The following is a 25,393-nucleotide window of genomic DNA, read 5'->3' on the forward strand; positions in this document are numbered from 1 at the left end:
CGTATGCTTTCGTCGAACTGAAAGGAAACCGTGCCCTACCTCTACGCCAGCGCGGTCATTTCCATCAGTCCCCGCATGGCCGGTCTGGGGCCGACCACGCTGGCACTGCTGGCTGACATGGTGACCGAGCGTCTGAACCTCCGCGAGCGGTTCACCGTGTATCTGGACTGGCGCCGGTGGACTGCTGTACATCTGCGGGGCGACTGTGCCCTCAAGGCGCGACGTGTCGCCTCCAGCCTGATCGCCGCCGTGCGTTGCCGGCCCTCATCTGCGGGTCTGCACGCCAAGATGATCAGCCATAACCGATTCCAGCTGGTTCTCAGGTTCACGCCTGCCGACGAATGGCACCCCGCCACCAGCCTGCCCGGACAGCCTCTCACCGTGGTCTGCGACGCCTCCTTCGTCGACGCCCGGAACGTCCGCGCAGGCATCGCCACCGGCGACACTGTAACCACCGTGGACCTGAGCGGCACCGGGTGCGACAGAAGCTCCAACGCCGAGTTCCTCACCCTGTGCCTCGCTCTGCTGACCGGAGTGCGCGAGCGCGGCCCTCTGACGGTGTACGCCGATGAGACGGAAGCCGTGCGTGCGGGCCTGCTGCTGCGGGAGGGCCAATTCCCGCCGTGGGTGTATCGCCACGGCGACGATCTCACCCAGCGCATCACCCTGGCCGCAATGACCGCCTGCCGGCTACGTCCCGTCCACATCGAGCACCTGCCCCGGGAACGGGTCGGTCAGGCCCACCAAGCCGCCGACGCCACCATCGCCAACGCGTACATGCTGAGCCCTCGCACCTGGGCCGTCCGGCAGGGGATGAACTTGTCGTGGCTGGACAGCCAGCGCGGCCTGGACCACCACGTGCCAGCCACGCGTCTGTTCCAGAGTCGCCCGGACTGCCTGCCCTGAACCCGTTGGGCAAGGCCCCAGAGCACGCCGACGTACCAGCCCCGCACGGCCCCCGGTCTCTGGAAGGAGCTCGGCGGCTCGCGTGGTGAGGGAGAGGTGGCCGTGCGGACGGCTCAGGTCACGATCATGACGTCATCGTGAAGATGTGCGACGTACTCCGGCAGCTGCACGGTGACGGGCCCCTCTGCCTGTAGAGAGGAGTCCGGCTCCAGGTCTTGAGTAAGGCTCACCCGTCACCGTGCACTGCTATTAGGTCTTGAGCATTGCTCAGGTCGGGGTCCTTGTGGAGATTTGCCGTCAGTGAGTCCTCTGGGGCAGTCGCAGCCCCGCCATGCCCAGAGCATCCGAGTGGAAACTGACTTCCATGGCGACCAGCCCGTCGACGACCTGCTGGGCCGCTTCGCCGAGCTCGCGCACTGCGTCACGGTTGTTCTTCCCAAGGATCTGCTCTACGCCATGCGACTGCGTGATGTGCAGGTTCAGACGTACGCGGCCGTCCGCTTCGCAGATCGCGGCGAGCACATCCAGCTCCAGCTCGCCGGCGTACCAGCCGATACAGTTGTTGAGCATCGCACCCCAGCGGGAGAGCGTCTCGGCATCACGGGCGACGACGAGGCTCAGACCGGGGGCTGCTTCCCGACCATCCAGCAGTGCGGCCGTCTGCAGTGCCCATTGGTGGCGGTGGGCCTGCTTCGCGATCCGCTCGATGCGGCGGGCCTGCTCGCGTTCGTAGCGTTCACGATCGCGGGCGGCCATCAGCTCGCGCCGACGGTCCTCGATCAGACCCAACGCCTGCACGCGGAACGCCTCGTCCTTCCAGAGGTCCCAGTCAGCGACCTGGGCCGTGCCCTCGGGAAGCAGCCGGATCTCGCGGTTGTAATGCTCCATCTCGCGAAGGGCGTGGATCTCCTCCTGTATGACGCGCTGGGCCGTGCGGCCCCGGGGGGCGTGCCAGCGCTCGATTGCGGGCAGGCCCCGGACCAGGTGCTCGACGTCACGGGAGCCGCGGACCCGGCGCTGCCCTCGGGCAGCGATGATCTCGGGGAGGAGGTCGAGGTCACGGGTGACGGCCAGACGGTGAGCCGTGCAGTCGGCTGCATCGGCCAGCGTGCGCCGCGCCTGGTGGACGGGTTCCTTGAGGATCCGCCGCAGCACGGACTGCGGAGTCCGGCGCAGGATCGAGCGGATGCCTCGCCGCTGCAGGGATGTGAGCGATCGCTCGGGCATCAGGCCGCGGCCGCCGGCTGTGTTCGTGGTGCGCATTGCGTCGATGAGCCAGTCCACGGGCACCAGTCCGCGGAACATGGCGAACCAGCCCAGGGTATTGGTGTCCAGACGCTCCACCTCGCGGGCAAGCGGCCGACGGTAGGCGCGCACGCCGAAGAGGTTCTTCGCGACCTGCGCATGATCGTGGGCATCGAGATAGGGCAGGTAGGCGGAGGCCGGACGATCCTGCCGGCCGTCCTTGAGCAGGGGGAAGCGGTCGTTCCAGTTCGGCAGCTCGCCGATGTGTTCGCGGATCGCGGCGATCGCCTGGTCCACGGCGTTGTCGACTCCCCCTGGCTCCGGTCCTTCGAGCCGGCGGGCCTGCGGGTTGCTGCACATCCACTGCTGCAGTGTCCCGGACAGTCCGTGGATCCAGGAGTCGACCATGGTCTCGGAGAAGACATGTCGGGTGGTGGATTTGCCGGTGCGGCGGTCGATCTCGCGCAGGACGACGAGGTCCTTCTTCGTGCGGGCCATGGCCGTGAGCTTCTCGTGGGTCCAGTAGTGGAATGCCTTGCCCGAGGCGCGCATGCGGTGCACGCGCCGGTAGAGCGAGACGGCGACGGACGTCCGGCCGTCAGGTAGAGCCCGCGCCAGGATCCTCAAGCTGATGCCGGAGATCGCGCCTTCGACTGCGGCGACACCCTGCTCGGCGAGGGCGTCGTCGACATACTTGATGTAAAGCAGGGCGTGCTCGGTGCGCTCGGGCATGGCGGTCTCCCCCGGGAAGGTGTGATGGATTCGGCAGTGAGACCCCGGCGCTGCCTTGCAGCGCAATGCCCGTGTCTCATCCGATTCCCGCTCCCCCCCAACTCGCCCCTGTCAGGACATTCGGGGTTGCCTGTCGATTCGAGGCCACGTCATCCGAAAGACCTTTCGGCAAGGATTTCGCAGCCCGACTGACTCGGAGTGAGAAGCCGGGGCTGAGCGTGCAAAAAAGGAAGACCCCCGCCGGTCCCTGCGGGGGTCTTGGCTGCGCTGTTCATCAGGCGACGCGCTCGGAGCCGGCCTGGAGCCCGGTGGCCAGGTCGTACCAGGAACCGCTGCCCAGCCGGACCAAGGTCGTCGCCTCGCGACCGCCCCAACCGGAAATGGGCGGCGCGTTACGTCGGTCCAGAGCCATGGTTGTGCAGATGGCCTGTTCGGCGCTCTTACCGAGGCCGCTCTTGACGACCACCTTGTCGCCGGCCTGAAGGCTCGCAAGGTCATTCGTGCTGATGGCGCTGTGCTTCTTTCGGATCGAATCTGGACTTCGGTTTCAGTTCTGGGTCGCGCTCATGAGCGCCTTCTTCGTGCGGCGCTTCTTGACAAGAGCCCGAAGGCACGCAGGAGGATCCACCAGCACACTCTGCTGAAGGCAATGCTGATGATGATCGGCGTGTACCGACCGGTCATGACGCAGAAGACTGTTGCCGGTGCGAGGACGATCACGTTCGTCGCGATCATGAGGGTGAGGAGCACCCGGCAGATCGTCTTGGCGGCGCGGTCCCGGCAGTAGTGCGAAGAGCGGGGGCACCCGTTCGTCACCTACAACCCGTGGCCCCGGCCAGGCGACCATCGGCCAGCCGGTGACGATCCGCCCCTGAACGAGAACGGCTGCGCTTGGCCGGGCGGCTGATGTACCCGTCGCGGAACCAGTGCTGGAGGTACTCCCGGATGAGGCTGGAGATCATCGCGGCTTCGGCGTCGGTGGGCCACTCGTTGTTTCCGAACGTCGCCGGCGTACGGTCGCACACTGCGGTGGACCGTACGCCCTGGGGTCTTGAGCTGGTGGAGCAGCACGCCCGCCATCCGCTCCAGCGCCTGCACGTACACGTCGGCGCTGCTGGCCGAGCGGGTCTGAGCACCGCTCGGGAGCACGACCGTCACGGCGTCCGTGCTCCCGGTGAGGCAGCTCAGCCTTTAACCCGCCAGGGAACGAGGAAGCCATGACCGAGACCACTGCCGTACCCACCCTGAACGAGATGGACGCGCCTCACCGCCCGGGTCGAGGACCAGGCGGTGAAGCGCAACCCCGGGCCTAAGGCTTTCTGTTGGCGGACGATCAGGCGATGGACTTACGGCACTGGTCACAGCGATACGTGTAGACGGGCATCAGGTCGGCGCGCCGGGCTGGCCTCAGGTCCTTGAAATCGTCGCGACCCCGTGCGCACGGAACGCAGAGCCAGAAGCTGCCCAGAAGGTACGCGATGATCTCCTGCTGCGGTTCGCTGGTCATGGTCGGTCCTTCCGTGGTCAAGAGAGCGGCCCCATCGGAAGGCGGGGCCAAGACGGGTCGGATCGCGACGAGCCGGCAGTGGGCGCACGGCGTCTCCAGCTCGCGCACGGCATCACCGTAGTTCTCCGGATCCACTCGGACCCCTTGCACCGCGGGCACGGTCCGAATACGGGTCGACGTGCACTGGGGGGGGGCGTTACGGCGCCGTCGTTGCGGCTCGGTGCGCCCCGGGGCCAGCCATGCGCCCCCGGGCCTTGGCTCTGGTCCCAGCAGGCGGGGGATCGGGACCGTCGCATGCCGCAGGGTCAAGAGTCTAGGTTCTGCATGCTCTGGGCAGGTGCCTCCGCCAGGACCTCTCGGATCGGCAGCCAGCGCGGCACCTCAGGCTGCTCGCCGCCAGCATTTGGGTCGATGGGTTTGATGTGGTCATACGTCTTTACCGGCAGCCAGAGGGCTACGCCGTCCTCGACCCCGGTCAGGAGAGCAAAATAACCCAGCTGCACGGCAGTCTTGGAGATTTGCTCAGCGAAGGTGCTGGAACTGTCTACGAAGAGCCTGCCCTCGAGGTCGCGGCCGAGCGGCTGGAGCTTCCTTTGCAGCCGGGTGGGGTCGTCCAGCCGTAGCCAACCGTGCGCCCCGGGGCGCTCGTGCAGGCTGAGTACGGTGTCGACGATGTCCCAGCCGGGAAGGTCTGCGATGGTGGCGTGGCGCTCGGTCATGGAGTTCATCCTGTCTTATTCGGGGTGAATGGGAGCCAGCAAGATCAGGATGACCACTAGCGGCCAAACTCGTCTTCATCAGCCGCATGCTTGTCCATTACTGCAGAAGGCGTTCCCAAAGAAAGGGAAGAGACGCTTCGAAGGCAGCCCCGCTACCCGTGCGGACTGCTGGAACAGACCTTCGTTCAAGCCCCGCCGTAGGGCGGGGTTCAGGCGAGCCGCTCGGCACCCGGGGTGTCCCGAACGTGGTCGTTGACCTCCTGGTCCAGCCCGGTGCGGGGCTTCAGCTCCGGGTTGTGGGACGGGTTTCGGAAGAGCAGGGCCCGCAGGTCGAAGACCATGTCGACCGTGGGGGCAGGCCGTGGCCGTAGCCGAAGGAGACGATGTGGACGGTCATGTGTTGTTCCTCGTCGGGTCGGGTTGGGCATGTTGGGTTCACCGGCCCTGACAGGTGTTGGTCAGGGCGTTCTCGGTGGCGGTCAGGCCCGGCGCAGGAGCCGGGCGAGGCGGCCGGGTGGGGCGGGCGCCAGCGCGTCGGCGAGCAGTCCCTCGCAGTAGCGGATCTGCTGCTCGCCGTACCAGGCGGGCTCCCACATCTCGCCGCCGCAGACCGGGCAGCCGTGGTCGTGCCCGACGAACTCGTACTTGGGAAGGCAGCTGCGCTCTTCGCAGGTCGGGAATGTGGGGTCTTCTCCGTGGCCGCCGCAGTACGCGCAGCGTGTGAACCGGTGGTCGACCGGGGCGCCGCCGGCGAGGTTGCTCTGCAGGGTGGCGATGCCGCGCACGCCCTCCTCGCGCAGCACCGCGTCGGCGCCGGCGACGTAAGCAAACAGCCAAGCGCCGGGCTGGTGGTCGGCGAGCAGGGTGAAGGCGGCGGCCCACGCCAGGGTGGTGCGGTCGATCTCGGAGGTGCCGGTGGACCAGCCGTTGAGGTCGCTGCCGTCGGGGCGGCCGGGGGCGGTCGGGCCTTCGCCGAGCTGCGCGAGCGCGGCGCGGGCCCGGCCCAGGAGCTGGGAGTCACGGCTGCCGGGCGAGGTCATCTCGTTGCGGCGGGGGAACTGGGTGCGGCCGTTGTCCATGCGGACGGTGTAGTGGCCGCCGATGTGGAGCTCCTGAATGACGCCCTGCTCGCCCGGGTGGGCGGTGGAACCCAGGGCGTCGATCCGGGCGGTGAGTTCGATGCGTGCGCCGACGAGCACGGCGGTCTCCTTCGGTCAGATGAGGGCGGCGAGCAGGGCTGCCGCGAGAGCGACGAGCGAAGCGGCGGTGACGTCCCCGGCGAGCCGCAGGCCCCGGTATTTGCGGCGGGCCAACTGCGGGAGGTGGATGAAACTGCGCGGCGCGGGCGGTGTGGTCGCCGGGGTTCTGCAGGTCCTTCAGCAGGACCTCGGGGGTGCACTCGGCCCAGTAGAGGAAACTGCCGCGCGCCGCGCGGGCACCACGAGCATCGCGGCGACCAGGCCGACGACTCCGGCGCCGACCAGCACGGCGGACGCACGCGGCAGGCCGTGCCCGGGCACGGCCGTGACCAGCACCGCGAGCGGCAGACTGAACGAGGTGAGCAGGACGCCGGACTTGCCGTCCGTGTGGAATCTCGGCAAGGGCGGTGGTCGTTTCGGCGTCTAGGCGGCGAGGACGTCCAGCGCGCCGTCACGGGAGTCGCCGCCGTGGTGCAGGGCCTGCAGGGCGCCGGCCGTGTCCTCGGGGTCGGCGGTGTCGCCGAGGGCGAGTTCGCGCAGCCGGTCCAGGCCCACGGTGATCGTGGCCCGGGCGAGGGTGGCGTCGTCCAGGGGAGCGGCCGTCACCGGCGGCGGAGGTCGTTGTTGGTGCGGGCGATCATGCCGCGCGTGGTCGCGGTGACGCTGCTGTGGTCCTGGACGACCGTGCCCTCGTAGTGGTGGCACGTGGGCGGGGACGGCCTCCGCGACGTCCTTGGCACGGCGCAGGACGCTCATGGCGCTGTGCTTCTTGCGGATCGAATCTGGACTGCGGTCTCAGTTCTGGGTCGCGCTCATGAGCGCCTTCTTCGTGCGGCGCTTCTCGGCAAGAGCCTGAAGGCTACGCAGGAGGAACCACCAGCACACGCCGCTGAAGGCGATGCTGACGATGATCGGCGTGTACTGGCCGGTTATGACGCAGAAGACCGCAGCCGGCGCGAGGACGATCACGTTCGTCGCGATCATCAGGGTGAGCAGGACCCGGCCGATCGTCTTGGCGGCGCCGTCGCGCCACGTCGAACCCGCGGTGCTGGTGGTGGCGTTCATGCGCTGGATCCTTCCTCGATGATGAAGATCTTCTCGGCGACGTAGGCGTCGTCCAGCTCCTCGGCTGCGCTCTCGACTTCATGGGAGATCTGGCTGATCACGGGGATCAGCGTCAGCCGGTCGATCGGGTAGGCCGTGCGGATGGTGATCACGGCGGTGGTGAGGCCGGCAGCAGACGGGAACGTCACATCGTCGAGCTCCGCGTGTGCGCCACGGATGCTGTAGTTCGCCGCAATGGGCACCGTGTGCCGCGGCAGCTCCGGCATCTGCTCTGCGCGTGCGTGCAACGCGGCGCTCACTGCGCCATGAACATCAGCGAACTCGCTGGCGTGCAGGACCACCGGCGCAGCGTGCTCGTAGCCCGCCGCCACCTCGAAGGCGACCTTGGCGGCCTCGACGGCGCGCGTCGGACAGTGCGGTCCCGGGTAGACCTCGTCTCGCCCCGTCGTCTCGGAGCACAGGTGGCAGTGCGCAGCCCCCAGGTCCGAAACGCAGTGGCTGCGCATGTGCTCCGTCTGTGGGGAAGCAGTGAGTTCGAGGGGCTGGCTCATGGCTGTACTCCTGGCGTGAACGTGATCTTTCGAAGACCAGACCGGATCAGCTCCGCTGATCAAGCAGAAAAAGAGAGGACCCCGCCCGGCGAGCATCATGCTCAGCAGGCGGGGGTTCTGCGGAGTTCAAGCAACCGGCGGGCGGCCGGCCGTTCGGGTCGGCGCAGGCCGTGGCCGGCGTCAGGGCGGCGGTGGGGTTGGTGTCATCCGGGGTGGCGGATCCGGGGTGGGCGCTCATGACGCCACCGGCTCGCGGATCGCGATCAGAGCCTCGCGGTGCTGATCCATGGCCGACTCACGGTCGAGGGCGCGCTTCGACGAGGAGTCGACGACGTAGCCGCCGACCACCATGCCGCTGTGCCGCTTGTCCGGGCTGTCGTCGAAGATGACGGTGGCGTTATTGTCGCGGGCGATGCGGATCGTCGACACCGTGAGCTGCAAGGTGTCGGTGACCACGGCTCGTCGGGCAACGATCGTGGGGATGCCGATCGGGTTCTGGGATGATGTGGACACGGTCGACGCTCCTGTTCATCGTGGGGTCGGGGTTCAGCGCAGGTCCATGCTGGCCTCGATCGCGTCGCCGTCCGCCTGCTGGTCCTGCCAGCAGGGCTCGCATGGGTCGCTCTCGGAGCACTCCGGGCGGGGCTGGCCGTTGGGGCACAACTCGCCTGCGGCCCCGGCGGGTTGGGCGGGGGTTCAGCCGGTGCCGCACTCGCACGTGTGGGCACAGTCGCCGCAGTCCTCGCAGACCTGGTGCGGGCAGCAGCCGCACGGCAGGAAGCGGTTCGGCGGCAGCGTGCAGCGGTGCGCGGGCTCGTCGGCGGACGCGGCCTCGGCTTCCTCGCGCCCCTTCCGGGCGAGCGCCTTCACGCATGCCTGGCACGACACGTCGGTGTCGGGGTCCTCGAGGCTGCTCTCCGTGTCCCTCGGGAAGTACATGCCGCACGCGCCGGTGTCGCCGATGCCGTCGTCCATCTGCCTGGTGGCGTGCACGGCGCGGCCGCGGTTCGCCTTCTTCCGGCTCGGGTAGCCGTCGCGCCCGGCATCCCGCTCCAGCTTGGCCAGGGCCTGGCGTACGGCGTCGGCATCGGTGTCGCTGCTGATCCCGACGGCGCGCAGCGACTTGCACGGCCACGGATCCCCGCCGCCGATCGTGTGCTCACTGCTCCGGCACTCCGGCCAGTGCTTCCCCTTGCAGACCTTCGGCGTCGCGCAGCACCCGTGCCGGGGGTTCGCGGTCTTCGGGTGCAGGGCGAGCATCGCGCCCTGGAGCAAGAGCGCGCCCACCGCGGCGGCGGCCCGGACCGCGTCCTCGTGGACGTCGAGGAGCGCATTCGCCTCCTCGTGGAACATGGGCCGGCTGGCCTCGGGGGCGACGAGTTGGTTGAAGATCGGGTGCCGGGTCCTGTTCACGGTCGGATCCGGTGCCTGCCCGCCCAGCTCGTCGGCCTGGTCGTCCAGCCGTAGAGCGGAGATGAGGATGGCGTCGTGGGTCTTGGAGTCGGCCGTGTCCGGCAGGTTCAGTTCCGTGCGGCGCAGGAACTTCGCGGCACGGCGCAAGGCGGGGATGTCCTTCGGGGTGAATTCGACGGTGGCCATCGGTGTCCTTACTTTGTAGGCGGGTTGATTCCGGCCACTCGCAGGATCGGGAGACCCAGGAATGCCGGGTGTGGCATACGGGCGGCCGATCGCGTCGGAGACAAGGCTGGTGCAGGAGTACGGGATTGCCCGGTCGACGGTGCGGCGGGGGCTTGACGTCCTCGTCGAGGAGCGGGTCGTGTGGAAGGTCCAGGGGCGCGGGACGTAGGTGGGGCAGTCGCCCGAGTCATAGTCAGCTGTCAGTGTTCGCGGCTACGATCGACGGCATGTTCCTCTCTCCCCCGCCGGATGGCGTCGCGCTGTCTGCTGCGGAGCTGAATGAGCGGATCCGCGCGTTGTGGATTGACGGGCGCGGGCATCCCACGCTGCGGCTGACGGATGCGCAGCGGGCGGAGTACCACTGTCTCCTCGCCGCGCTGCGGGATGTGGAGCGCGGGGACGTCGTCGAAGCGGCGTGACACGCCGAAGCCCCGCGCGGTGGCGGGGCCTGGTTCAGGCAGTACGTCGGTCGTCTGGGCGAAACTCTCGCCGGGTCTCGCGGCCATCCACGGCGTAGGTGGCGGTCATGACTGCGTCGGTGACGCAGATCGACGGCAGGTGATAGAGGTCCCACGCAAGGTGCGCCAATAGGTCTGTCCGTGCTGTCTGCTGGTCCAGTCCTCGGGCTGCGAGCCAGGAGGTGGCTGTGACGGCGACGCGCCAGTCGATTCGTTGGCGGACGCGGCCGTCGAGCTGGTCCGGCAAGTCCGGCGTGTGCAGACAGCGGGCCCATCCGTCGGAGTCTGCGAGGGCTGGGATGTCGTTGATGCAGGCACTGACGTATCCGCCGAGTTCGCGGGGTACGTCCGCCTCGTCGATGCCGTTGGCCTCCGCGTAGGAGGCGGCCGACACGTCCCACAGGGTGTGGAGGATCGCGATCACGGGGCCGTGCCGTTCGCGTAGGGCTCAGGCCCGATGATCTGCGGCGAGTCCATGCGGCGGGCACCTTTGCGGTCGGCGTACCAATTGCAGGAGTTGCAGGTGCGTGGGGATGTCACGCGAGGTCCCGCAACTCTCGGTGGATCTGATCCAGTTGCGCCACCACTGACCGGAACGCTTCCTTCACGCCCGGGTCGTCGGCGCCCTCCAAGAGCCCCAGGGCGGCACTGACTTCCTGCCGTGCCCCCTCTGCGAGACTGCGGATCCAGCGATCGCGGCGTTCGGGTTCCACTGCCATGGGTGATCAGTCCTCGTCGTCGTTGTCGTCGGCCAGCTCGGCGTGTCAGTCCTCGCAGCCGTTCCTGGGCTGCTCCTCGTGGTCGGGGCAGAGTTCCTTGACCTCGTAGGAGAGGCCTTCGTTCGCGGTGTCTTCCACGTAGGCCTTGACGGATGCTCCGGCGGCGACGCGCCCGTACCCGCCGTGGAAGCCAGTTTCGATGCACTCGCCGTCTTCGAAGACTCCGTACTCCCCGGTGTCGGCGCTGGTCTCGATGACGGGCTTCTTCGCCGCGACTGTTGAGCGACGGCCTTGCCGAGAGAGTCAAGGACCATCGTGCCATCGGCCAGACAGCCGATGGTGTGCCGCGCGCCGTAGCAGCTGGTCGTGGTGGCCACGTCGAGGCTGGTGACGGTGTCGCGGACCGCGAAGTAGCCGTTGCCGAGTTGGTTGACCGTGTAGCGAGGGGGCGGTCTCGGTCACGGTGCTGGTCTCTCCTGCTCGGTGGTGGTGAAGTAGCCGTGGATGGTATGGCGCAGGGCTTCGCGCATGGCGCGCTTGTTGGGGTAGCCCTCGCTGCCGTAGTCGGATCCGCTGCTGATGAACCAGCCGGACGCCGTGGCCCCCTCGGTCTTGTAGCAACGTGTAGCCGTCGCGACTACTTCGACGTCCGCGTGCTCGGGGGCCGTGATGTTGTCTGCGACGGCGCGGGGGTTCTTGGCCTGGTCGGGGTTGGGGATGTACAGCGCCCACACCGTGTGGCCCAGTTCGACGATGGCGATGTGCTCGGCGTCGTAGGGGGTGCGGGTCTGGTTCTCGGTCATTGCAATCACTTGAGCTCTCCAGTTCCGTGTACGGCGGCCGTGGAGGGCGAGGTGGGCGAGCAGGGCGGCGATCCCGGGCGCGGCTCCTCGATCTCGAACTGGACGACGATCTCGTCGTCGCCAACGTGAAACCACAACGCGTTGCCGGGCACCGACCCATCGGCCGGGATGCCGTGCGCTGTCCGGTAGCCCTACTCAGCGGCGGCCCACGCATTGCCGATGTCGTCGGAGGCTGCGCCCCAGCATTCGACTGCGGGCACGATCCAGCGGCGAATGGTGCGGGTGACGGTTTCGGTGGTGTGCATGGCCATGGGTCAGGCCTCCTTGCCGGGCTGGGCGACGGCGGTGTCGTCGTTGTAGCTGTGGCCGGGGCACCAGATGTGCGGCTTCTCGTGCCACGGGTGACCGTCGTGGTAGTCGTCGTGACCGCAGTCCTGCGGGCCGGTGATCGGTTCCTCGTCGGCCTGCTGCTCCTCGACAGCATCCAGCGCGGCCAGGACTCGGACCCCGGCACCGGCGTACAGACCTTTCGCGGCGGCCCGGATGCGGTCCACGGCTGCACGGTGGGAGGCGACACGGTAGGCGGTCGGCGTTATGCCGAGTTCCGCGGCGGCCTCGGCGGTGGTGGGCCGCTCTTCCCCAGCCACCGGACGCGGCACAGCGGGCTGCGAGCAGTCGGCCGGCCGGTCGGCAAGCGGGGCGATCCCGGCCTCAACGGCGGCGCGCAGCCAGAGCCGGGCTTCCGTGGTGGCCTTCTCGCGCTCCGAGAGCGGCAGGTCCTTCCACTCGGGAAGCTTCGTCGCCTTCTCTCGGGCGAGGCGGTGCATGTTCTTGGCGAGCTGGAGGGCGCGCGGGTCGGTGGTCACGGAGGCGCCTCCCGGGGCGTAGGGGCGTGTGGTTCAGGCTCCCGCGGATCGCGGAAGTCGTTCCCCCGGGCCCATTCGGGGCCGGGGAGAGGGTGGTGGTGGGTCAGGCGGCTGCGGTCTCCACAGGGGTGACCGAGTCCGGGCCGACATACACAGCCGCGGCCTCGTACCAGCGGTCGAGGCCCTTGTCTCAGTAGCCCTTGCGGGCCGCCGCGCGGGACTGTGCTTCGGCGTCACGATCGGGGATGGTGGCGAGGAGTTCGCCAGGGTTGTCGGCCGTGGCGAGGCACTTGGTACGGGTCGGGTCGGCGTACAGGGTCCACACGTCGCCGCCCATCCGGGGCCAGTAGGAGAGCTGCCAGAACCGGCGGTTGGCGTAGCTGATCTGCCAGGAACGCGGGCCGGACGGGTGCGCGCTCACACCGTCCGGCAGGTCCGGCAGTTCCGGCGCTGGACCGTACGCACGGTCTATGTAGGCGAGGTGTTCGGCCGTCGCCGTGATGGCGACGCGCACCGTGTGCGGCCAACGGTGCCCCTCAGGCAGCATCGGCGCCCACTCCTTCCACTGCGCCTCGCTGCTCGCGCTACCGATGTACGGCGCCCAGGCCGCGCCGCGCGCGTAGTTGAAGCCGAGCCGCATCAGGTGCCAGCCGGCGGCGGTCTTCAGCCCTTCCGTGTTCGCGCCGTCGGTGATGGCGTCCAGGTAGATCCCGGCCGGGTCGTTCTCCCGACCTGCCGCGCCGCGCTCCGTGAGCGGGATCATGTGGCGTTCCGCCGTCCCGCCCTCGGCGGTCACAAGCCGCAGCGTGCCGCCCCCACCGGCGAGCGGGTACGCCATCCGGATTTCCGCGACGGTCGGCAGGGCGGCGAGCTGGCCCGCACGCATCCGCTCGGTCATGTCGGCCGACACCTGGGAACGCTCGCCGTCCTCGGAGGCCAGGCGCCACGCGGTGCCGCGCGCACGAGCGCTCTGACCGCGAGTCGCCGGCGCGGCCGACTCGGGCGCGGCGGCGGCCTTCTCCCGCTGGGTGGCCACGTGCCCGACCACGAGCGCGAGCGCGCCCTTACGGGTGGTGCTGTGGCTGCCGCACTGCCGCCGCTCTCCGCCGACTTCACGCACCTGCCAGAACGACATCCCGTGTTCCGACACCTGGTAGGCGGCATACGTGGCCTGTGGGAACCGGCGGCCGTTGAGGTTCTCGCCGGGCAGGTCGAACAGCCAGCCGTCTACGCCGTACTCGGTGCCCTGCGGCGCACGGCCGTTGGTCGGGGTGTACCGACGGTACGAGCGGGTGGCGATCTCCCGAACGATGCTGCGAGCCTGCGTGGTCATGCTGGGGGTTCCTTCCGGGATTGCTCCGTTGTCGGGGACCCTGCGCCGGTCAGCGCGGGTCCGGTGTCCCCGCTCCGTCTTGCTCGGGGCGCCGGTTGTGATCCGGTTGGGGGCTGTGCGTCTTAGAACGGGGGGCCGTCGTAGGGACGAACGACGTACAAGCGGCCGTCGTCGTGCACGGCCAGGCGCTCGCCGTCCTCCAGCGTGAAAGCGCCGCGTCCGGCCTTGTAGCCGCAGCCGCGCACCGTGCACACGTAGACCGGCTGACCGTGGCTGAACAGGCCGGGTACAGGGGTGTAGCCGCCAAAGCCGCACTCTGCGCACACCTGGGGGACGAACTCCTCATCCCCGATCACCATTTCGCCGGTGTGCCGCTCGGCCGCCCGCGCGGCACGCTCCTCACCGCGTGCCACACACGCCGGGTTGTCGCACGGCCGGTGCCCGATCAGGCCGTCCGTGGACGCGTGGCGGATCTCGATCAGGCCGGTGTCGTCGCACCACCCGCAGAAGGACTCGGGGGCGTGCAGGGTTTCGCCGTCGGGGCATCCGGCCTGGTTTGACACGTCATACCAGGCGCCTTGCCCGTCGGCCTCGATCCACTCGATGTCGCGGGCGCAGTGCAGACAAGTGCGGGTCTCGGTCGTGGTGCTCATTCAAGTGCTTCTTCCGGAGGTTGGACCGCGCGCTGGTCGGTCACACGGCAGGGGTGACCGGTCGCGGGGTCAGCGGGGTTCGGCCGTGAGGTCCGCCAGACGTCGCTGGTAGGCCCCCCACACGCGGTCGGTGTCCAGACTGGGGCCGGCGGTGTAGCCGGTGGTTGAGGAGACGTGCGCCCATGCGCCGTGCACGGTGACGGCTTCCCGGTACTCGGTGCGGCTGGCCGGGTGAGAGGCGATGGTGACCCACTGCGCGCCGGTCAGGGACTGATAGGTGTGCAGGTGGGCGGCCACGTCGGCAGCCATGGCGTCCGCTGCGGCGGCCGGGTCGGTGATGTCGGCGGGCGCCTCGGTGAAGTCGCAGTGCACGTGACGGGTGTTGAAATCGTCGGTGATCACAGCACTGATGCCGAACAGTCCGACCAGTGGCACGTCGTAGCCGGACACGGCGGGGCCGTTGGTGTGGGAGTGCGCGTCGATCCACACGCCCGGCTGGCCCGGGGCGGTGGTCACCAGGGAGGCGCCGGGCAGGGAGTGCCAGGGCTTGACCACGCGGAAGGTGACGCCGTGCGCGGTCAGCGCGGCCTTGAGGATCGTGCCGGTGCGCTCGGCGGTGGCGGGGGCGGTCTTGCTCAGGTCGTGGGGCCAGGAAGTCATGGTGCACCTCTCACATCGATGGGGTGTGGGTGGGGCTGAGTGCGTGCGGCCCGGCTCGACCGGGCAACCGGCCTACCGGGCAGCGCGGGTGGATCAAAGGAACGGCGCGCCCTGCTCCGTGCGGAGGGGCGGGGACCAGACCGGCGCTGATCGCCATACGACGCTCGGGGCTCACCCGCCGTTGAGGGGCACGCCGGGCACGCGGGTGCCGTGCTTCTGGGGTGGGGGCGGCCGACCGGCCGTAGCCTCCGCTGTGGCCTCCGTGCGCGCGGTTTCGGCCGTCTCCTGCTCCTGGGTGGCCTCCGCCTCGACCGGCGCGGCCTCCGTCTGTCCGAGGGTGCCGCCCGCGCCGTTGCGGTACTCCGCCGGGGCCGGAGCCTCGGGGGACGTTGCCGTCGTGCAGCTCGGCGACCGCCCTTGGCGCGCGCCGTGCATGTGTCCTCATGCCCTGAAGGCCAAACCGGATCAGCTCCGCTGATCCGGCAGAAAGAGAGAGACCCCCGCCAGGCGAGCATCATGCTCAGCCGACGGAGGCTTCGCTGAATTCACCTGCCGACGCCCAGAGGTGAGCCTCAGTCGGCTACGGCTGAATGCTGCCGTCCGGCACGAGGATCGTGATCCGGTCCTGGCACAGCTGCTGGCCGCCGTTCGAGAAGAGACCACTCAGGATTCCTGCGTCCGTGCCTTCCTGGTCGGGCCCGATCTTCAGCCGACTCCTGTCGTGCGGGTCTCCGGTGTAGCTCGGCTTCGAAGAGTCGATGGGCTGGACCGTGCAGCGCAGCCGCTCCAGCCGCGGCGTCCGGTCCGCCTCGTGCGGATCGATGATCCGGACCGTGATGTCGTTGGCCAAGGTCTTCTGGTACCAGAGGAAGCCCGTCGGCCTCTGCTCCTGGGTGGCCACCGTGCCGGGCACGACGACGTCCTGGTCCTGGACCGTCGTGAAGTCGAAGCTGATGTCGGACGAATACTCCGAGGAAGTCGTGGCCCTGTAGTAGCTGCCGTCGGCACGCTGCGCGAGCCTCAGCACAGGGTCCGCGGCGTAGACGATCTTCGTGTTGGCCATGGCTGCGCGGTCCTGAGCTTCCTGGCTTCTCATCTGGTTGCCCCAGATGACCAGGCTCGCGACCAGGGCGGCGATGGCCGTGATCGCGATCGCCCAGCCGCGAAGGAGCGAGCGCCTGCGTAAGGGGATGTTGTACATGGCGGTGGTCTCTCTCTTTCTGCTGATGCTCAGGCGGTTGCGAGGTCGCTGCGCACGCACAGCCGCTTGGCGAAGAAGCCGCCCTCGATCTCGAAGTGGCCCCGGTGCAGCTCGTAGAGCGCAGGGCAGACGGGCCCGGAGGCCCAAGCCCGGATCGCTTCCGGGAAGGAGGCTCTGCCCTCCCAGGCGAGATGCCAGGCCTGGCAGTAGTAGACGACCTTCTGGAGCTTCATCGCGGTCATCGCCAGCCGATCGGACTCGGCCGCGGCGTGCCCCTGCAGGAAGTACTCGGCGACGTCGAAGACGGATGTCTGAGACTGAGCGATGGTTCCAACCCTCGTTCCGCTTCGATCACCACCAGTGCCGGAACAGGTAGTCGCCGCGCGGCACTTCGCCGCGACGGATGAAGTCGGCGAGGACCAGGCGCAGCGACGCCGAGAAGGCGCGATCGGCGAAGAACCGGTTTTCGAACACGGCGTTCTCGAGGTCCTGCGTCGCCGGCGGGTTCGCCTCGACGGTGGCTGGTGTGTTTTCGTCGGCGACGCGGATGCTCAGCCAGTAGTCCAGCTCCGTCATGCCGGTCTTGAAGGCTCTCTCGCCGGTGCGGGAGTCCCAGCCCAGGTAGATCTCGGCGTTGTCGAGGTCGTCGAGTGCCTGCAGGTAGTCCTCGTCGGAGGTGAGCTCGTAGAGCTTCACGCTGTCATTGCCGATGTGCTGGTCGTCCCGCTGGCATCCGCGCAGCGAGCTGTACGGCTTGCCGTAGACGCGCTCGGCGATGGCCTCGATCGGAATGTATCCGTTCTCGGCGGTCACAAGATCAGCATGCGGTTCCAGCGTGTAGACGCTGCGGGGCGTGTATTCGGGTGCATCGGGCATGACGGGGCCTCCTCTGCGCGGTTCGGAAATGGTTGCGGGGACGAGCCAGTGCGGCTCAGCGCTCGCCTCGCAGGAGGTCCGCCAAGGCCTGAGCATGGGCGTTCTTCGCTTGTTCGACGGCGGCCTGCTCCTGGAGGGAGTGGATCTTCTCCCCCGCCTGGATGCGTTCGTCGACGGCGTCCATGGCGAGAATGACGGCAGCGAGTTCGAGCCGGGCGTCCGCCACGCGGCGTTTCAGCTCGGGGTGTCGCTCGGACATCACGCTCAGCCGGTGGACAGCGTCGATTTTCTGCTCTTCGCTGACGGTGGACAACGTCATTGGGAATCCTCCTCATCGATTTGGCCCCGTTGTTCGGCGCGGTATCGGCGGACGGCATCGGCCCAGGCTTCGGGCGGGAGGCTGCGTTCGGGTGCTGGCCCGGGTGGGCTGCTGTCTGACGGCCAGGCGCCGGGCTGGTGTCCGGGCGGTGGTGGGGGTTTCGGTTTCGCTGGTGGTTCGCGGCGGGATTTGCCGATGGTGGTCCGCGCCCGAAGTAGTTGCCGGAGTTCGCCACTGTCCTCACAGCGGACTGCGGCAACGTTCTCGACCTGGATGCCGTCGTCCTGGGGAATCTGGGCGTCGGTCACGACGGGGCCTCCGAGATCTTGCGGCCGGCCGCGGTCTTGGGGGCGCTGCCGGCGGCGAAGGGGTGACCTCGCGACTCGGACGGGGGCTGCTTGCCCGGGAATTCAGGGCGGGAGCTTTCGGATGACAACGGCGCCCGGTACCCCGCGAGGTCGACCTTCCGGCCTCGGGCAATCTCGGCGGCTGGGACGTCGATGCGGAAGCCGCCGACCGGGTAGCTCGGGTGGTCGGAGAACACCACGGCACACATCCAGGAGCCCGAGTGGAGCTTGCGCGGCAGCGGCTCCTCCTCGACGCCTTCAGGCAGAGCGTCCTTCCGGAACTCGATCGGCACCGCCACGATGCGGTATGGCCGGTCAGTGCGCGGTGGCTCCCACGGCAGTTCGACGAGCAGGTCCTTGGGCCACTCTTCGATGGTCACGGGCAGGGTGGACAGGTAGTGGTTGATCGAGCCTTCGGGGGCCTGGGCCAGCCGGGCCCGCTCCTGTTCTTCGGTCTCGATGAAGCCGATGTGGCTGAGGAAACTCATGGTGGTCAGTGCTCCTTGGTCAGTGGCTTGTGCTGGGCCCGGGCCGCCGGCATGGGTTCGAAGAAGGCGAGCTCGTCGAGCTCGCAGCGCACGCCGTAGATGCGTGCGGCCTCCAGGGCGGCGAGGTCCTGGTGCACGGGGTCGTCCGGCCTCGTCAGCCAGTGGCCGAACACCCCGGTGTCGATGCCGTTCCGGGGAAGAGGTGGGGGCACAACTCCTCCTCCCTCAGGTGCCGGGCCCCCGGCCGGGTCAAGGAGTACGCGGCCGATACGGAAGAGCGATTGAGTGCACTTCCCCACGCCGGCAGCGGTGGGGTGGGGAAGGTCGGCGGCATGCAGTCGGGCCAGGTTGGTCCAGAACGGGCCTGAATGCGGCCTGCCTGCCGAGACCTGCGGCTTCGGCGTGCGGTGTCCGGCGGGGACGGGCCGGTGCGGCCCGTGGTGGGTGAGGCGCCGTGCAGCGGCGGTCGGTAAGCCCCGCAAGCGGTGACCGGAGGTGGCCACGGCTCTGCGCACGGTGCGCTTCCCGCTTTCACTCGGTCGCGTTCGCGGCAGCAAGGCGTTCGGCCAGCGCGAGCACCTGCGCGAGCTGCTCGGTCGTGAGGTGATATGTGCCGGTTTCCCTGCCGTGCGTCTGGCCGGTGACGTCCGCGGAGGTGATGCTCACGCACTTGAGGCCCACGAGGCGCTCGCGCTCGGCCGCCCTGGCCCTGTCCTGCTCCATCTCGTCCCAGAGGGACACGGCGACCTTCGCGGTCTTGCCGATCTTCCAGCCGTCGGCGCGGCGGATTCTCTGGCCGTCCGGGGCGGTGATCTCGATGGCCCCGACGTGGTCACCCCACATGCCGGTGAACAGGACGGTGTGGCCGGTCCTCGTGACGGTCTCTGCCCGGACGGAGTTCTTGTGCTTCCTGGCGAGGTCGGCGATCTCGGTGGCGAAGGCGCTGCGCAGGCCGGCGAGCGGGGTGTCCAGGTCGGGCTTCTCGTACACGATGCTGTTCCTGTCTCTTTGCAGGCGGAATGAAGGAGGAGTCGCTCAGCGCGTCTCGCTGTAGCCGCACTCGGAACACGTGTGCGTGACCTTTTCGGCCTTCGTGCCGACGCGGACGCCTTGGGCGTTCGACTCCATGTCGATGGCGCAGTTCGGGCAGTCCATGGCTCGGCTCCTGACGCGACGAGGATGTTCTTCAACGCCAGATCCGGATCAGCTCCGCTGATCACATGCTCACTGCCTCCACGGGACGAATAAGACGAGCCACGAAGAAGAAAAAACACAGCACCCCGGCGCAGCTGCTGCCCGAAGGCAGAGCGCGCACCGGGGTGCTGGGGAAGCCGGAGCCGCGGAGATCTCCAGGGGAGCACCGCAGGTATCAGCTGCAGTGCTCAGGAATTGAACCTGTTCCGCGTGGTCGGTCTGCACGGTGTGCCAACTGGCGTACGCCGGGAATCAGTCGGCGCACTGCGGGTTCGAACCGCTCCGTGCAGAAGTCGTGGTGGTGTGTCGTAGACCGCACGGATCAGCTGCTCTGATCTCGGAGGGCCGGGGTTCGCTTCTCGCGCATCACGGCACTCGCAGGAAACCGATGGGGATATTGACGGTGCTGTCTTCGCACGCGCCGTACAAGGATCTCACGGTGTTCGCGCCCTCCTCGCAGACGATGGCGATCTCGCACCCAGGCAGGGGTGGACGCCGTCGTGGGGCACGTAGTGCCCCAATACCGGGACGTACCTGGTGGGGAACTGCTCGGGGAAGAGGGGTGGCGGGCGCGGGAGCTGAGGGTGGTCCGTTCAGCAGGGCTCGGCGAGCATGGTGGCCAGCGCGCGGTCCAGGTTCGCGAGGAACCCGGGCGTTTCCGCTTCGCGACCGTAGGGGACGGCCTTCGCGGTCCGTTGGAGAAAGTCGCCGAGCGCCTGACCAGGCAGGCTCAACTCGGCGGTCCCGTGCCGGGAATCCAGGCGAAGGCACAATGTGTGCGAAGGCAGATCGGCGGGGTGGATCTGCACATCGCCCATTCCCGCGGGCCCGCTCAGTCCGTCCCGGAGCAGCTCCCGCCCTAGGGTCCACATCACCGGGGCATGGTCACCGCCCAGGTAGAAGGTGACCTCGACGCAGTAGGGGGTGTCCGGCGAGTATGACAGGCGGGCCAGGACCCACGCGGCTGCCGGGAAGTCGAGGCGCACGTAAAACTGCGTTTCCATTCGGGCTCCATTGGAATGTTGACCCAGGCGGGCCGGTGCGTTGCCGCAGAGGCCCTCAGAGCCTCCGGCGCGGCGCTCTGCAGCGCCAAGCCAGCCGGGGAAGCGGGCGGGCGGGGGTCTGGGACCGGGCGGGCCAGGTGGGTACGTGCAGGCCCACGCGGCCTGGGAGGGCGGCGGGGTGGGCCTGTGTAAGGGGGAGAGCTGTGAAGGGGCACGGATGCGGCGCCGGAACGAAGTCGCGGCGAACCGCGGCGCGCGCCCCCGGAAGGTGGCTGCCGGGACGCTTCCTCTTGCGGGGGGCGCGGTTACAGGTGGGGGTTACGGGCGGCCTCGTCGGCCCAGTCGGCGGCCTCGTGGTCCTCACGGCCCTCGATTCCCGCCGCGAACACACTCCATCCGCCCATCACGTTCGCGGCGCTGAGGTAGCCGTGTGCCCACATCGCGACGGCGGTTGTGTCTTCGGGGAAGGCGACCGGTTCGGATGCGCCGTGCCCGGTGAGGTAGAACCTGTGCTGTTCAGCCTCGCTGGGGAACCACGCGAGGTCGGCGATGACGAATTCAGCCTCGGGGTAGCGTGCGACGACATCTGCGGTGGTCATTCCGCGGTCCTGGTCGTGCTGTGTCGGCTCGTGCCACACGATGAGGAGGTCCGGATCGTCGGAGCCTTGGCTACGCCAGACTTCGTCGACTCTGGCGGCCGGAGGGTCGCCGCGCTGGGCAGAGGGAACGGTGATGGCCGGGGCACGGGGAACCGGAGAGTTCATGACACTCCTGTTGAGTTGACGGGGTACCGGGCTGACCGTCTGGGATGGCGGGTGCAGACCTGGCCACCGGCGGTGCATTACACGCAACAGGACCTGCCATGAGTGCAGTTGACGTTACGTGGCGGGTCTGGTCTTGAGGCAGGCCAGCGCCGGCCCCGTACGGATACGGGGCCGGGCAGGTGCAGGTGGCCCCGGAGCGACTAGCGCGACCCGGGGCCAAAGGGCAGCTGCTCGTCCTGTACGGCGCTGGCGTGCGCGACGGCGACGGGCGCGGCAGCAACGACGGGCGCAACCTGCTCCTGCTTGATGGCGTGGTTCTGCGCCTCGGCGGCCTGCACGCGCTCGCCCAGGCGGGCCTGGGTCACGGATCGCGGCTCGAGGAAGGCGATTTCCTCGGAGATCACCTTGAGGTCGAAGACCTGCTCGCCACCCCTGGAGTAGCGGTCCATACGGAGCGAGAAGCCGACGGCCACAAGGTCACCCCTGTGAATGTTGGCGTAGGGGCCCAGACCCTGGGTCTGCGCCCGGACGAAGGCCTCGACCGGCACGGCGTCCGAGTCGCGCTGATTCTGCGCGTTGGTGTAGGCGCGGTCGGTGAAGACCGTGAAGAGGACCTTCTTGGAACCGTCCTTGTTCTCGAAGACCTTGGGGTCGTTCGCGAGGCGGCCGATGAGCTGTCCGTTGTTGCGGGGGTTCGACATGATTCTTCTCCTCGAATACAGCACAGCGCCCGGATCGATGTCGTCGTCCGCGCGCAGTTGGGTGGGTTGTTGAGATGTTCAGTTGTCTGTCATGCCACCATCCGGATCAGCTTCGCTGATCAGATGCTGTTCTCTTTCAATGCTTCTTCCGAATCAGCTGTGCTGATCGAATGCCTTGTCACTCCGAGTCCCGAATCGGCTTCGCCGATCAGACTCGCGCTCCTCGCTGAGTGACCGGCCACACACTCCCCCGACCAGACCTCAGGCTTGATGTCCGGATGTCCCGCAACTCGGCCTCCAGTTGGTCCGCTCGTGCGGTGTCGCCGGCCTTGCGGGCGAGCCGGTAGGAGTGTTCGAGATCCGCGATCTTGACCCGGTGGACGACCGCCAAGGTGATCTAGAACATCAGGACCATCACGAAGATCATGAGGGTTCCTGCGAGGAACGGCCCGAGGAACTCAGGGGCGGGAGTCCCTACAGCGTCACCTGCACTTCGTAGGCCGTCGTGAGGTAAGGCCCGACGGTGAGCGCGTGCACGGGCTTCACCAGACCCGCCTGAGCCAGGCGAGCCGTCAGACCCGAGTGCTCGGACCAGTCCTTGATGAAGACGTTCCCGGGCTCGGGCGTGAGGCCGTAGCCCTGCAGGCTGATCGAGATGGGCTCGGCGGGGCCCTCGGCGTTTTCGAGCTCCAGCACGCGGTCCTCGTCGTCGTGCACGAGCGACCCGGTCAGCTCGATGCAGCCGAACTTGACTGTGACGTCGTGCTTCGCGGTGGTCGTGGACTCAGCCATGGTGATCTCGCTCTTCTCACGTAGTGGATGCGTTGTGGTGACCCCCGGGCAGCCGTGGCATGGCCAAGTCTCTGGCGACGCGCGATGCTCCTGGGCGGGGTGGCCACGGGGACATCGGACGTCCACGGGCGCAATAAGCAGATGCCTCCGCTTTCGCGCAACCGGCCTCATGGGTTCCAGTGCAGCGGTGAGATTTGAACCCACGAAGCAACCGTGCTCGTGAGCGAGGGGGATGCCGATGCCTCTGCAGATCTGCTCCCGGATCGACTGCGTCGATCCAGATCAGTCACCAGCCAGCGCCTGCTCGCGATACAGCTCGCCGATCCGGGCAACGGCTCCAGCTGGAGGCTCATAGACGGGCGGCAACTCGCTGATCATGACGTCGAGTTCCCGAGCACCCGGCAGTGGCGCGGGCCGTGGCATGGCCTTGCCCTCGGCAGTGCCGAGGTACTGAGAGATCGCGCGCTCGATGCACTGGTTACGGATCAGCACTCTGTTGATGCCGCTGACCTCGTCGAGGTCCAGGTCGAGGGTCACCGCCCGGTTGAGTGCCCGGCGGATGCGGTGCTCGATGGTGCACTGCGCGTTCAGATCGATGGTGGTGTCCTTGTAGCCGAGCAGCACCGCGTCGAAGACGCCTTCGATGCTGTCCGGGAGATGCCAGCCGGGGAGATGCCCTAAGGTGCCATCCGTCTCGCGGTCGTCGGCGTCGAGCAGACGGTTCCAGTTGTCGCGCCGATGCGTCCACTCGTCGTCCGAGACCTCCGCCGGCCGGTCAGCCTGGTTCTGGTAGTGGTAGTCGACAAAGATCGGGTGGCCATCGGCTTCGAGGGCCAGGAGCGCGTCGGTGTACGCGCGGCTCCCTGGGAAGGAGTACGCCAGCCGGCGCGTGCCGTAGTCGTCGTCGACCTGGCCGAAGACGATGCTGAAGCGCAGCGGATCGTGGAACGTCATGCGGTCATCAAGTCCGGCCTGCTCGTCGAGCCAGAGCTTCCGGGCACGGTAGACGAGGTAGTTGTGCAGAGGGCCGCCCATGTCACGTTCGCGTACCTCGTCGTTGTCGACGACGCGGGCGACGTTCCTGGCGATGATGGGTACAGCCAGCTCGCGGAAGACCTCGCGCATGCGCTTGGAGATCATGCGGGTGAGTTCGAAGAGGTCGGGCGCGTGCGCGGTCAGCCGCAGCCCGTCGTACAGCTTGGTGCTCATCGGATTTTCCGTTCTCGGGACGCCCGTATAGCTGTCAGGCAGCTGGAGCGAGGTCGTTTTGAGTGATGTGCCTGGCGTGCGACGTTCGACATAGGCGCGGGTGCGTTCGTCGAAGCGCATCCCGACCAGCACGATGGTGTGCAGCGCGTTGTTCGCGGCCCGGGCACCGTCGCGGTTGAGGCGGTGACGGTGGGTGCGGCCGGAGGAAGCCGGGATCAGCCCGACCCCGGCGAGGTGCGTGAACACCCTCTCGGACCGCATGTGTTCGGGTTTGTCCCCGGCCGAGGTGAGGGCGCGTCGACGACATACCTCACGAACAACCGCGGGTTCCTGGCAGGTTGGAAGTCGCAGAGTGGGCCGCGCGGATGACCGTGGAACGCGACAATACGGCCATGACTGCTTATCTGCTGTCGATCAACGGGGCATTCACGCGGCACGCGACGATCGAAAAGGCCGGCGAGGCAGCCATCGCGGCGATTGACAGTCGCCTCGATGAGGCGACAAGCACATTCGTGCGCGATGCGAGGTTCGTGAAGCGGGCGTTCGCCTCCGGAGACGTCAAGGCCGCTACGCGTGAACACGGCGAGTGGTACGGATCCCTGGGCAGTTCCGGCGATGCCGCGATGCATGTCCGAGTGATCGAGGACGTGAACGGGAAGCTCTGGGCGGAAGTAGCAGCAGAGGCAGCCACGATCGACGACATGGACGCCGAGCCGGACGCGCACCGCGACACGCTGCTTGGACAACACTTCGGCGGGCTCAATGAGGAGTCGGCCGACGCCGTACGACGTGAGATGCAGCGCCGGGAAGACGCCGGGCTGCCCGCAGTACCTGAGATGCACTGGGAAGACTGACCGGCCGCCCCAGCGGGACCCGCTCGGCACCCCGCAGGGCGCCGCGGCACATCCCGAACAACCGTGGTTTCTGGCAGGCTTTCGCTCGCAGAACGGCCCGCGCCGATGAACACCGGAGAGACACCGTGACCGAGCAGACCAGCCACCAGGACGACCGCGAGACGCGCGTACGGCACCCCTTCGGCCATCGGCCGTACCTCGTGCCCAACCCCGCGGGGCGCGTGCTCGGCGAGCTGACCGCCATGTACGTCGACGGCGACGTCGACCTCGAAGGGATCGCGAAGGTTCTCAAAGCGTCTGACGACGCCGGCCGCACCTTGGAAGACAACGCCCTCGGCGTGCTCGACGCGCTGCGTGTCGAGGGCACCCTCGACGCCGCTACGTACGAGCGGCTGCGGGGCACCGTCGAGCGGGCAGGCGACGAGGCGGGTGTGTACGTCATGAGCACCCGCGAGCGGACAGACGAACCGGTCGGCGAGGGCGCGTTCGTCGAGAACTACACGTCGCGCAAGGGGGACTGACCGGCGTGTCCCGGCTGACACCGGAACAGGCGGCCGACCGGCTCGGCATCGCCGACGAGCACGTCGACG

At 68.3% G+C, this 25,393-nt stretch carries 38 protein-coding genes; 5 read left to right on the top strand and 33 right to left on the bottom strand.

The features are described from left to right. The first annotated feature begins 30 nt into the window (after positions 1-30). Positions 31-906, top strand: coding sequence for a hypothetical protein (locus OG241_RS08225; protein ID WP_405814566.1), 876 nt, complete (start codon positions 31-33; stop codon positions 904-906). A 297-nt stretch (positions 907-1,203) separates the two neighbouring features. On the opposite strand, the gene OG241_RS08230 is transcribed toward OG241_RS08225, so the two are convergent. The 13 genes from OG241_RS08230 to OG241_RS08290 all read right to left on the bottom strand — a co-directional run bounded on the left by OG241_RS08230 (position 1,204) and on the right by OG241_RS08290 (position 9,523). Further along, positions 1,204-2,883: a hypothetical protein gene (locus OG241_RS08230; RefSeq protein ID WP_405814567.1), complete on the bottom strand. Its 1,680-nt coding sequence runs from the start codon at positions 2,881-2,883 to the stop codon at positions 1,204-1,206. Between the two features lie 274 nt (positions 2,884-3,157). Further along, positions 3,158-3,349, bottom strand: a complete 192-nt coding sequence (locus OG241_RS08235) for a hypothetical protein (protein ID WP_405814569.1) — start codon at positions 3,347-3,349, stop codon at positions 3,158-3,160. A gap of 867 nt (positions 3,350-4,216) precedes the next feature. Beyond that, the gene (locus OG241_RS08240) at positions 4,217-4,390 is read right to left on the bottom strand and encodes a hypothetical protein (protein WP_405814570.1); all 174 of its coding nucleotides are present in this window, start codon (positions 4,388-4,390) and stop codon (positions 4,217-4,219) included. A gap of 305 nt (positions 4,391-4,695) precedes the next feature. After that, on the bottom strand, positions 4,696-5,109 hold the full coding sequence (locus OG241_RS08245) for a hypothetical protein (RefSeq protein ID WP_405814571.1): 414 nt from the start codon (positions 5,107-5,109) through the stop codon (positions 4,696-4,698). A 209-nt stretch (positions 5,110-5,318) separates the two neighbouring features. Next, complete coding sequence (locus OG241_RS08250; protein ID WP_405814572.1) at positions 5,319-5,450, bottom strand: hypothetical protein; 132 nt, start codon at positions 5,448-5,450, stop codon at positions 5,319-5,321. A gap of 138 nt (positions 5,451-5,588) precedes the next feature. Then, complete coding sequence (locus OG241_RS08255) at positions 5,589-6,308, bottom strand: hypothetical protein (RefSeq protein WP_405814574.1); 720 nt, start codon at positions 6,306-6,308, stop codon at positions 5,589-5,591. Positions 6,309-6,485: 177 nt separating this feature from the next. Beyond that, positions 6,486-6,710: a hypothetical protein gene (locus OG241_RS08260; RefSeq protein WP_405814575.1), complete on the bottom strand. Its 225-nt coding sequence runs from the start codon at positions 6,708-6,710 to the stop codon at positions 6,486-6,488. 21 nt (positions 6,711-6,731) lie between these two features. Beyond that, positions 6,732-6,914, bottom strand: a complete 183-nt coding sequence (locus tag OG241_RS08265; RefSeq protein WP_405814576.1) for a hypothetical protein — start codon at positions 6,912-6,914, stop codon at positions 6,732-6,734. Beyond that, complete coding sequence (locus OG241_RS08270; protein ID WP_405814577.1) at positions 6,911-7,048, bottom strand: hypothetical protein; 138 nt, start codon at positions 7,046-7,048, stop codon at positions 6,911-6,913. Before OG241_RS08270 ends, OG241_RS08265 begins: the two co-directional genes overlap by 4 nt. 55 nt (positions 7,049-7,103) lie before the next feature. Further along, positions 7,104-7,373, bottom strand: a complete 270-nt coding sequence (locus OG241_RS08275; RefSeq protein ID WP_405814578.1) for a hypothetical protein — start codon at positions 7,371-7,373, stop codon at positions 7,104-7,106. Further along, complete coding sequence (locus OG241_RS08280) at positions 7,370-7,924, bottom strand: hypothetical protein (RefSeq protein ID WP_405814579.1); 555 nt, start codon at positions 7,922-7,924, stop codon at positions 7,370-7,372. The genes OG241_RS08275 and OG241_RS08280 overlap by 4 nt, the downstream gene beginning before the upstream one ends. Positions 7,925-8,158: 234 nt before the next feature. Further along, complete coding sequence (locus OG241_RS08285; protein ID WP_405814581.1) at positions 8,159-8,437, bottom strand: hypothetical protein; 279 nt, start codon at positions 8,435-8,437, stop codon at positions 8,159-8,161. Between the two features lie 183 nt (positions 8,438-8,620). After that, positions 8,621-9,523, bottom strand: coding sequence for a hypothetical protein (locus OG241_RS08290; RefSeq protein ID WP_405814583.1), 903 nt, complete (start codon positions 9,521-9,523; stop codon positions 8,621-8,623). A gap of 61 nt (positions 9,524-9,584) precedes the next feature. Between OG241_RS08290 and OG241_RS08295 the strand changes: the two genes are divergently transcribed. Together OG241_RS08295 and OG241_RS08300 are read left to right on the top strand one after the other, a co-directional pair. Beyond that, positions 9,585-9,731 carry a GntR family transcriptional regulator gene (locus OG241_RS08295; protein WP_078507307.1) on the top strand — a complete coding sequence of 49 codons (147 nt, stop codon included), beginning with the start codon at positions 9,585-9,587 and terminating at the stop codon, positions 9,729-9,731. Between the two features lie 58 nt (positions 9,732-9,789). Beyond that, positions 9,790-9,981, top strand: a complete 192-nt coding sequence (locus tag OG241_RS08300) for a hypothetical protein (protein WP_100247666.1) — start codon at positions 9,790-9,792, stop codon at positions 9,979-9,981. A gap of 34 nt (positions 9,982-10,015) precedes the next feature. Here the strand turns inward: OG241_RS08300 and OG241_RS08305 are convergent, their stop codons facing one another. The 20 genes from OG241_RS08305 to OG241_RS08400 all read right to left on the bottom strand — a co-directional run bounded on the left by OG241_RS08305 (position 10,016) and on the right by OG241_RS08400 (position 24,300). Further along, positions 10,016-10,444, bottom strand: coding sequence for a hypothetical protein (locus OG241_RS08305; RefSeq protein WP_405814586.1), 429 nt, complete (start codon positions 10,442-10,444; stop codon positions 10,016-10,018). A gap of 112 nt (positions 10,445-10,556) precedes the next feature. After that, positions 10,557-10,739, bottom strand: a complete 183-nt coding sequence (locus OG241_RS08310; protein ID WP_006378617.1) for a hypothetical protein — start codon at positions 10,737-10,739, stop codon at positions 10,557-10,559. A gap of 458 nt (positions 10,740-11,197) precedes the next feature. Beyond that, positions 11,198-11,542 carry a hypothetical protein gene (locus OG241_RS08315; RefSeq protein WP_405814588.1) on the bottom strand — a complete coding sequence of 115 codons (345 nt, stop codon included), beginning with the start codon at positions 11,540-11,542 and terminating at the stop codon, positions 11,198-11,200. 314 nt (positions 11,543-11,856) lie between these two features. Further along, complete coding sequence (locus tag OG241_RS08320) at positions 11,857-12,408, bottom strand: hypothetical protein (protein WP_405814589.1); 552 nt, start codon at positions 12,406-12,408, stop codon at positions 11,857-11,859. Positions 12,409-12,598: 190 nt separating this feature from the next. Continuing rightward, positions 12,599-13,741: a hypothetical protein gene (locus OG241_RS08325; RefSeq protein ID WP_405814590.1), complete on the bottom strand. Its 1,143-nt coding sequence runs from the start codon at positions 13,739-13,741 to the stop codon at positions 12,599-12,601. A 122-nt stretch (positions 13,742-13,863) separates the two neighbouring features. After that, a complete protein-coding gene (locus OG241_RS08330) occupies positions 13,864-14,394 on the bottom strand; it encodes a hypothetical protein (protein WP_405814591.1) in 531 nt (176 codons plus the stop codon). A gap of 69 nt (positions 14,395-14,463) precedes the next feature. Beyond that, on the bottom strand, positions 14,464-15,054 hold the full coding sequence (locus OG241_RS08335) for a hypothetical protein (protein ID WP_405814592.1): 591 nt from the start codon (positions 15,052-15,054) through the stop codon (positions 14,464-14,466). Positions 15,055-15,225: 171 nt separating this feature from the next. Next, positions 15,226-15,489 (bottom strand): hypothetical protein, encoded by a 264-nt coding sequence (locus OG241_RS08340; protein WP_328689853.1) that lies wholly within the window; start codon positions 15,487-15,489, stop codon positions 15,226-15,228. Between the two features lie 145 nt (positions 15,490-15,634). Continuing rightward, entirely contained in the window at positions 15,635-16,255 is a 621-nt protein-coding gene (locus OG241_RS08345; RefSeq protein WP_405814593.1) for a hypothetical protein, read from the bottom strand. Between the two features lie 29 nt (positions 16,256-16,284). Then, positions 16,285-16,497: a Panacea domain-containing protein gene (locus tag OG241_RS08350; protein ID WP_405814594.1), complete on the bottom strand. Its 213-nt coding sequence runs from the start codon at positions 16,495-16,497 to the stop codon at positions 16,285-16,287. A gap of 109 nt (positions 16,498-16,606) precedes the next feature. Next, entirely contained in the window at positions 16,607-17,131 is a 525-nt protein-coding gene (locus OG241_RS08355; protein ID WP_405814595.1) for a hypothetical protein, read from the bottom strand. Positions 17,132-17,186: 55 nt separating this feature from the next. Further along, a complete protein-coding gene (locus tag OG241_RS08360; protein WP_405814596.1) occupies positions 17,187-17,450 on the bottom strand; it encodes a hypothetical protein in 264 nt (87 codons plus the stop codon). 304 nt (positions 17,451-17,754) lie between these two features. Then, complete coding sequence (locus tag OG241_RS08365) at positions 17,755-18,285, bottom strand: hypothetical protein (RefSeq protein ID WP_405814597.1); 531 nt, start codon at positions 18,283-18,285, stop codon at positions 17,755-17,757. Positions 18,286-18,290: 5 nt separating this feature from the next. Further along, positions 18,291-18,497, bottom strand: a complete 207-nt coding sequence (locus OG241_RS08370; protein WP_328689859.1) for a hypothetical protein — start codon at positions 18,495-18,497, stop codon at positions 18,291-18,293. 319 nt (positions 18,498-18,816) lie between these two features. Further along, positions 18,817-19,275: a hypothetical protein gene (locus OG241_RS08375; RefSeq protein WP_405814598.1), complete on the bottom strand. Its 459-nt coding sequence runs from the start codon at positions 19,273-19,275 to the stop codon at positions 18,817-18,819. 797 nt (positions 19,276-20,072) lie between these two features. Then, entirely contained in the window at positions 20,073-20,483 is a 411-nt protein-coding gene (locus tag OG241_RS08380) for an SsgA family sporulation/cell division regulator (protein ID WP_405814599.1), read from the bottom strand. A gap of 305 nt (positions 20,484-20,788) precedes the next feature. After that, positions 20,789-21,247, bottom strand: coding sequence for a hypothetical protein (locus OG241_RS08385; RefSeq protein WP_405814600.1), 459 nt, complete (start codon positions 21,245-21,247; stop codon positions 20,789-20,791). A 200-nt stretch (positions 21,248-21,447) separates the two neighbouring features. Then, positions 21,448-21,948 (bottom strand): single-stranded DNA-binding protein, encoded by a 501-nt coding sequence (locus OG241_RS08390; RefSeq protein ID WP_006379105.1) that lies wholly within the window; start codon positions 21,946-21,948, stop codon positions 21,448-21,450. 474 nt (positions 21,949-22,422) lie between these two features. Further along, positions 22,423-22,740 (bottom strand): hypothetical protein, encoded by a 318-nt coding sequence (locus OG241_RS08395; RefSeq protein WP_006378976.1) that lies wholly within the window; start codon positions 22,738-22,740, stop codon positions 22,423-22,425. Between the two features lie 282 nt (positions 22,741-23,022). Then, entirely contained in the window at positions 23,023-24,300 is a 1,278-nt protein-coding gene (locus OG241_RS08400; protein ID WP_405777771.1) for a transposase, read from the bottom strand. 41 nt (positions 24,301-24,341) lie between these two features. Between OG241_RS08400 and OG241_RS08405 the strand changes: the two genes are divergently transcribed. Continuing rightward, positions 24,342-24,803 carry a hypothetical protein gene (locus OG241_RS08405; RefSeq protein WP_405814601.1) on the top strand — a complete coding sequence of 154 codons (462 nt, stop codon included), beginning with the start codon at positions 24,342-24,344 and terminating at the stop codon, positions 24,801-24,803. A 125-nt stretch (positions 24,804-24,928) separates the two neighbouring features. After that, a complete protein-coding gene (locus OG241_RS08410) occupies positions 24,929-25,324 on the top strand; it encodes a hypothetical protein (RefSeq protein ID WP_405775939.1) in 396 nt (131 codons plus the stop codon). The last annotated feature ends 69 nt before the right edge of the window (positions 25,325-25,393 follow it).

The organism is Streptomyces sp. NBC_01390 (assembly GCF_045040105.1).
GTDB lineage: Bacteria > Actinomycetota > Actinomycetes > Streptomycetales > Streptomycetaceae > Streptomyces.

What these genes read in the sequence shown, in the direction of transcription:
- OG241_RS08230 (WP_405814567.1), bottom strand. Translation starts at nt 2,883, where the DNA reads ATGCCCGAGCGCACCGAGCACGCCCTGCTTTACATCAAGTATGTCGAC.
- OG241_RS08240 (WP_405814570.1), bottom strand. Translation starts at nt 4,390, where the DNA reads ATGACCAGCGAACCGCAGCAGGAGATCATCGCGTACCTTCTGGGCAGC.
- OG241_RS08245 (WP_405814571.1), bottom strand. Translation starts at nt 5,109, where the DNA reads ATGACCGAGCGCCACGCCACCATCGCAGACCTTCCCGGCTGGGACATC.
- OG241_RS08250 (WP_405814572.1), bottom strand. Translation starts at nt 5,450, where the DNA reads ATGGTCTTCGACCTGCGGGCCCTGCTCTTCCGAAACCCGTCCCACAAC.
- OG241_RS08275 (WP_405814578.1), bottom strand. Translation starts at nt 7,373, where the DNA reads ATGAACGCCACCACCAGCACCGCGGGTTCGACGTGGCGCGACGGCGCC.
- OG241_RS08280 (WP_405814579.1), bottom strand. Translation starts at nt 7,924, where the DNA reads ATGAGCCAGCCCCTCGAACTCACTGCTTCCCCACAGACGGAGCACATG.
- OG241_RS08290 (WP_405814583.1), bottom strand. Translation starts at nt 9,523, where the DNA reads ATGGCCACCGTCGAATTCACCCCGAAGGACATCCCCGCCTTGCGCCGT.
- OG241_RS08295 (WP_078507307.1), top strand. Translation starts at nt 9,585, where the DNA reads ATGCCGGGTGTGGCATACGGGCGGCCGATCGCGTCGGAGACAAGGCTG.
- OG241_RS08300 (WP_100247666.1), top strand. Translation starts at nt 9,790, where the DNA reads ATGTTCCTCTCTCCCCCGCCGGATGGCGTCGCGCTGTCTGCTGCGGAG.
- OG241_RS08310 (WP_006378617.1), bottom strand. Translation starts at nt 10,739, where the DNA reads ATGGCAGTGGAACCCGAACGCCGCGATCGCTGGATCCGCAGTCTCGCA.
- OG241_RS08315 (WP_405814588.1), bottom strand. Translation starts at nt 11,542, where the DNA reads ATGACCGAGAACCAGACCCGCACCCCCTACGACGCCGAGCACATCGCC.
- OG241_RS08325 (WP_405814590.1), bottom strand. Translation starts at nt 13,741, where the DNA reads ATGACCACGCAGGCTCGCAGCATCGTTCGGGAGATCGCCACCCGCTCG.
- OG241_RS08330 (WP_405814591.1), bottom strand. Translation starts at nt 14,394, where the DNA reads ATGAGCACCACGACCGAGACCCGCACTTGTCTGCACTGCGCCCGCGAC.
- OG241_RS08335 (WP_405814592.1), bottom strand. Translation starts at nt 15,054, where the DNA reads ATGACTTCCTGGCCCCACGACCTGAGCAAGACCGCCCCCGCCACCGCC.
- OG241_RS08340 (WP_328689853.1), bottom strand. Translation starts at nt 15,489, where the DNA reads ATGCACGGCGCGCGCCAAGGGCGGTCGCCGAGCTGCACGACGGCAACG.
- OG241_RS08345 (WP_405814593.1), bottom strand. Translation starts at nt 16,255, where the DNA reads ATGTACAACATCCCCTTACGCAGGCGCTCGCTCCTTCGCGGCTGGGCG.
- OG241_RS08350 (WP_405814594.1), bottom strand. Translation starts at nt 16,497, where the DNA reads ATGACCGCGATGAAGCTCCAGAAGGTCGTCTACTACTGCCAGGCCTGG.
- OG241_RS08355 (WP_405814595.1), bottom strand. Translation starts at nt 17,131, where the DNA reads ATGCCCGATGCACCCGAATACACGCCCCGCAGCGTCTACACGCTGGAA.
- OG241_RS08360 (WP_405814596.1), bottom strand. Translation starts at nt 17,450, where the DNA reads ATGACGTTGTCCACCGTCAGCGAAGAGCAGAAAATCGACGCTGTCCAC.
- OG241_RS08365 (WP_405814597.1), bottom strand. Translation starts at nt 18,285, where the DNA reads ATGAGTTTCCTCAGCCACATCGGCTTCATCGAGACCGAAGAACAGGAG.
- OG241_RS08380 (WP_405814599.1), bottom strand. Translation starts at nt 20,483, where the DNA reads ATGGAAACGCAGTTTTACGTGCGCCTCGACTTCCCGGCAGCCGCGTGG.
- OG241_RS08385 (WP_405814600.1), bottom strand. Translation starts at nt 21,247, where the DNA reads ATGAACTCTCCGGTTCCCCGTGCCCCGGCCATCACCGTTCCCTCTGCC.
- OG241_RS08390 (WP_006379105.1), bottom strand. Translation starts at nt 21,948, where the DNA reads ATGTCGAACCCCCGCAACAACGGACAGCTCATCGGCCGCCTCGCGAAC.
- OG241_RS08395 (WP_006378976.1), bottom strand. Translation starts at nt 22,740, where the DNA reads ATGGCTGAGTCCACGACCACCGCGAAGCACGACGTCACAGTCAAGTTC.
- OG241_RS08405 (WP_405814601.1), top strand. Translation starts at nt 24,342, where the DNA reads ATGACTGCTTATCTGCTGTCGATCAACGGGGCATTCACGCGGCACGCG.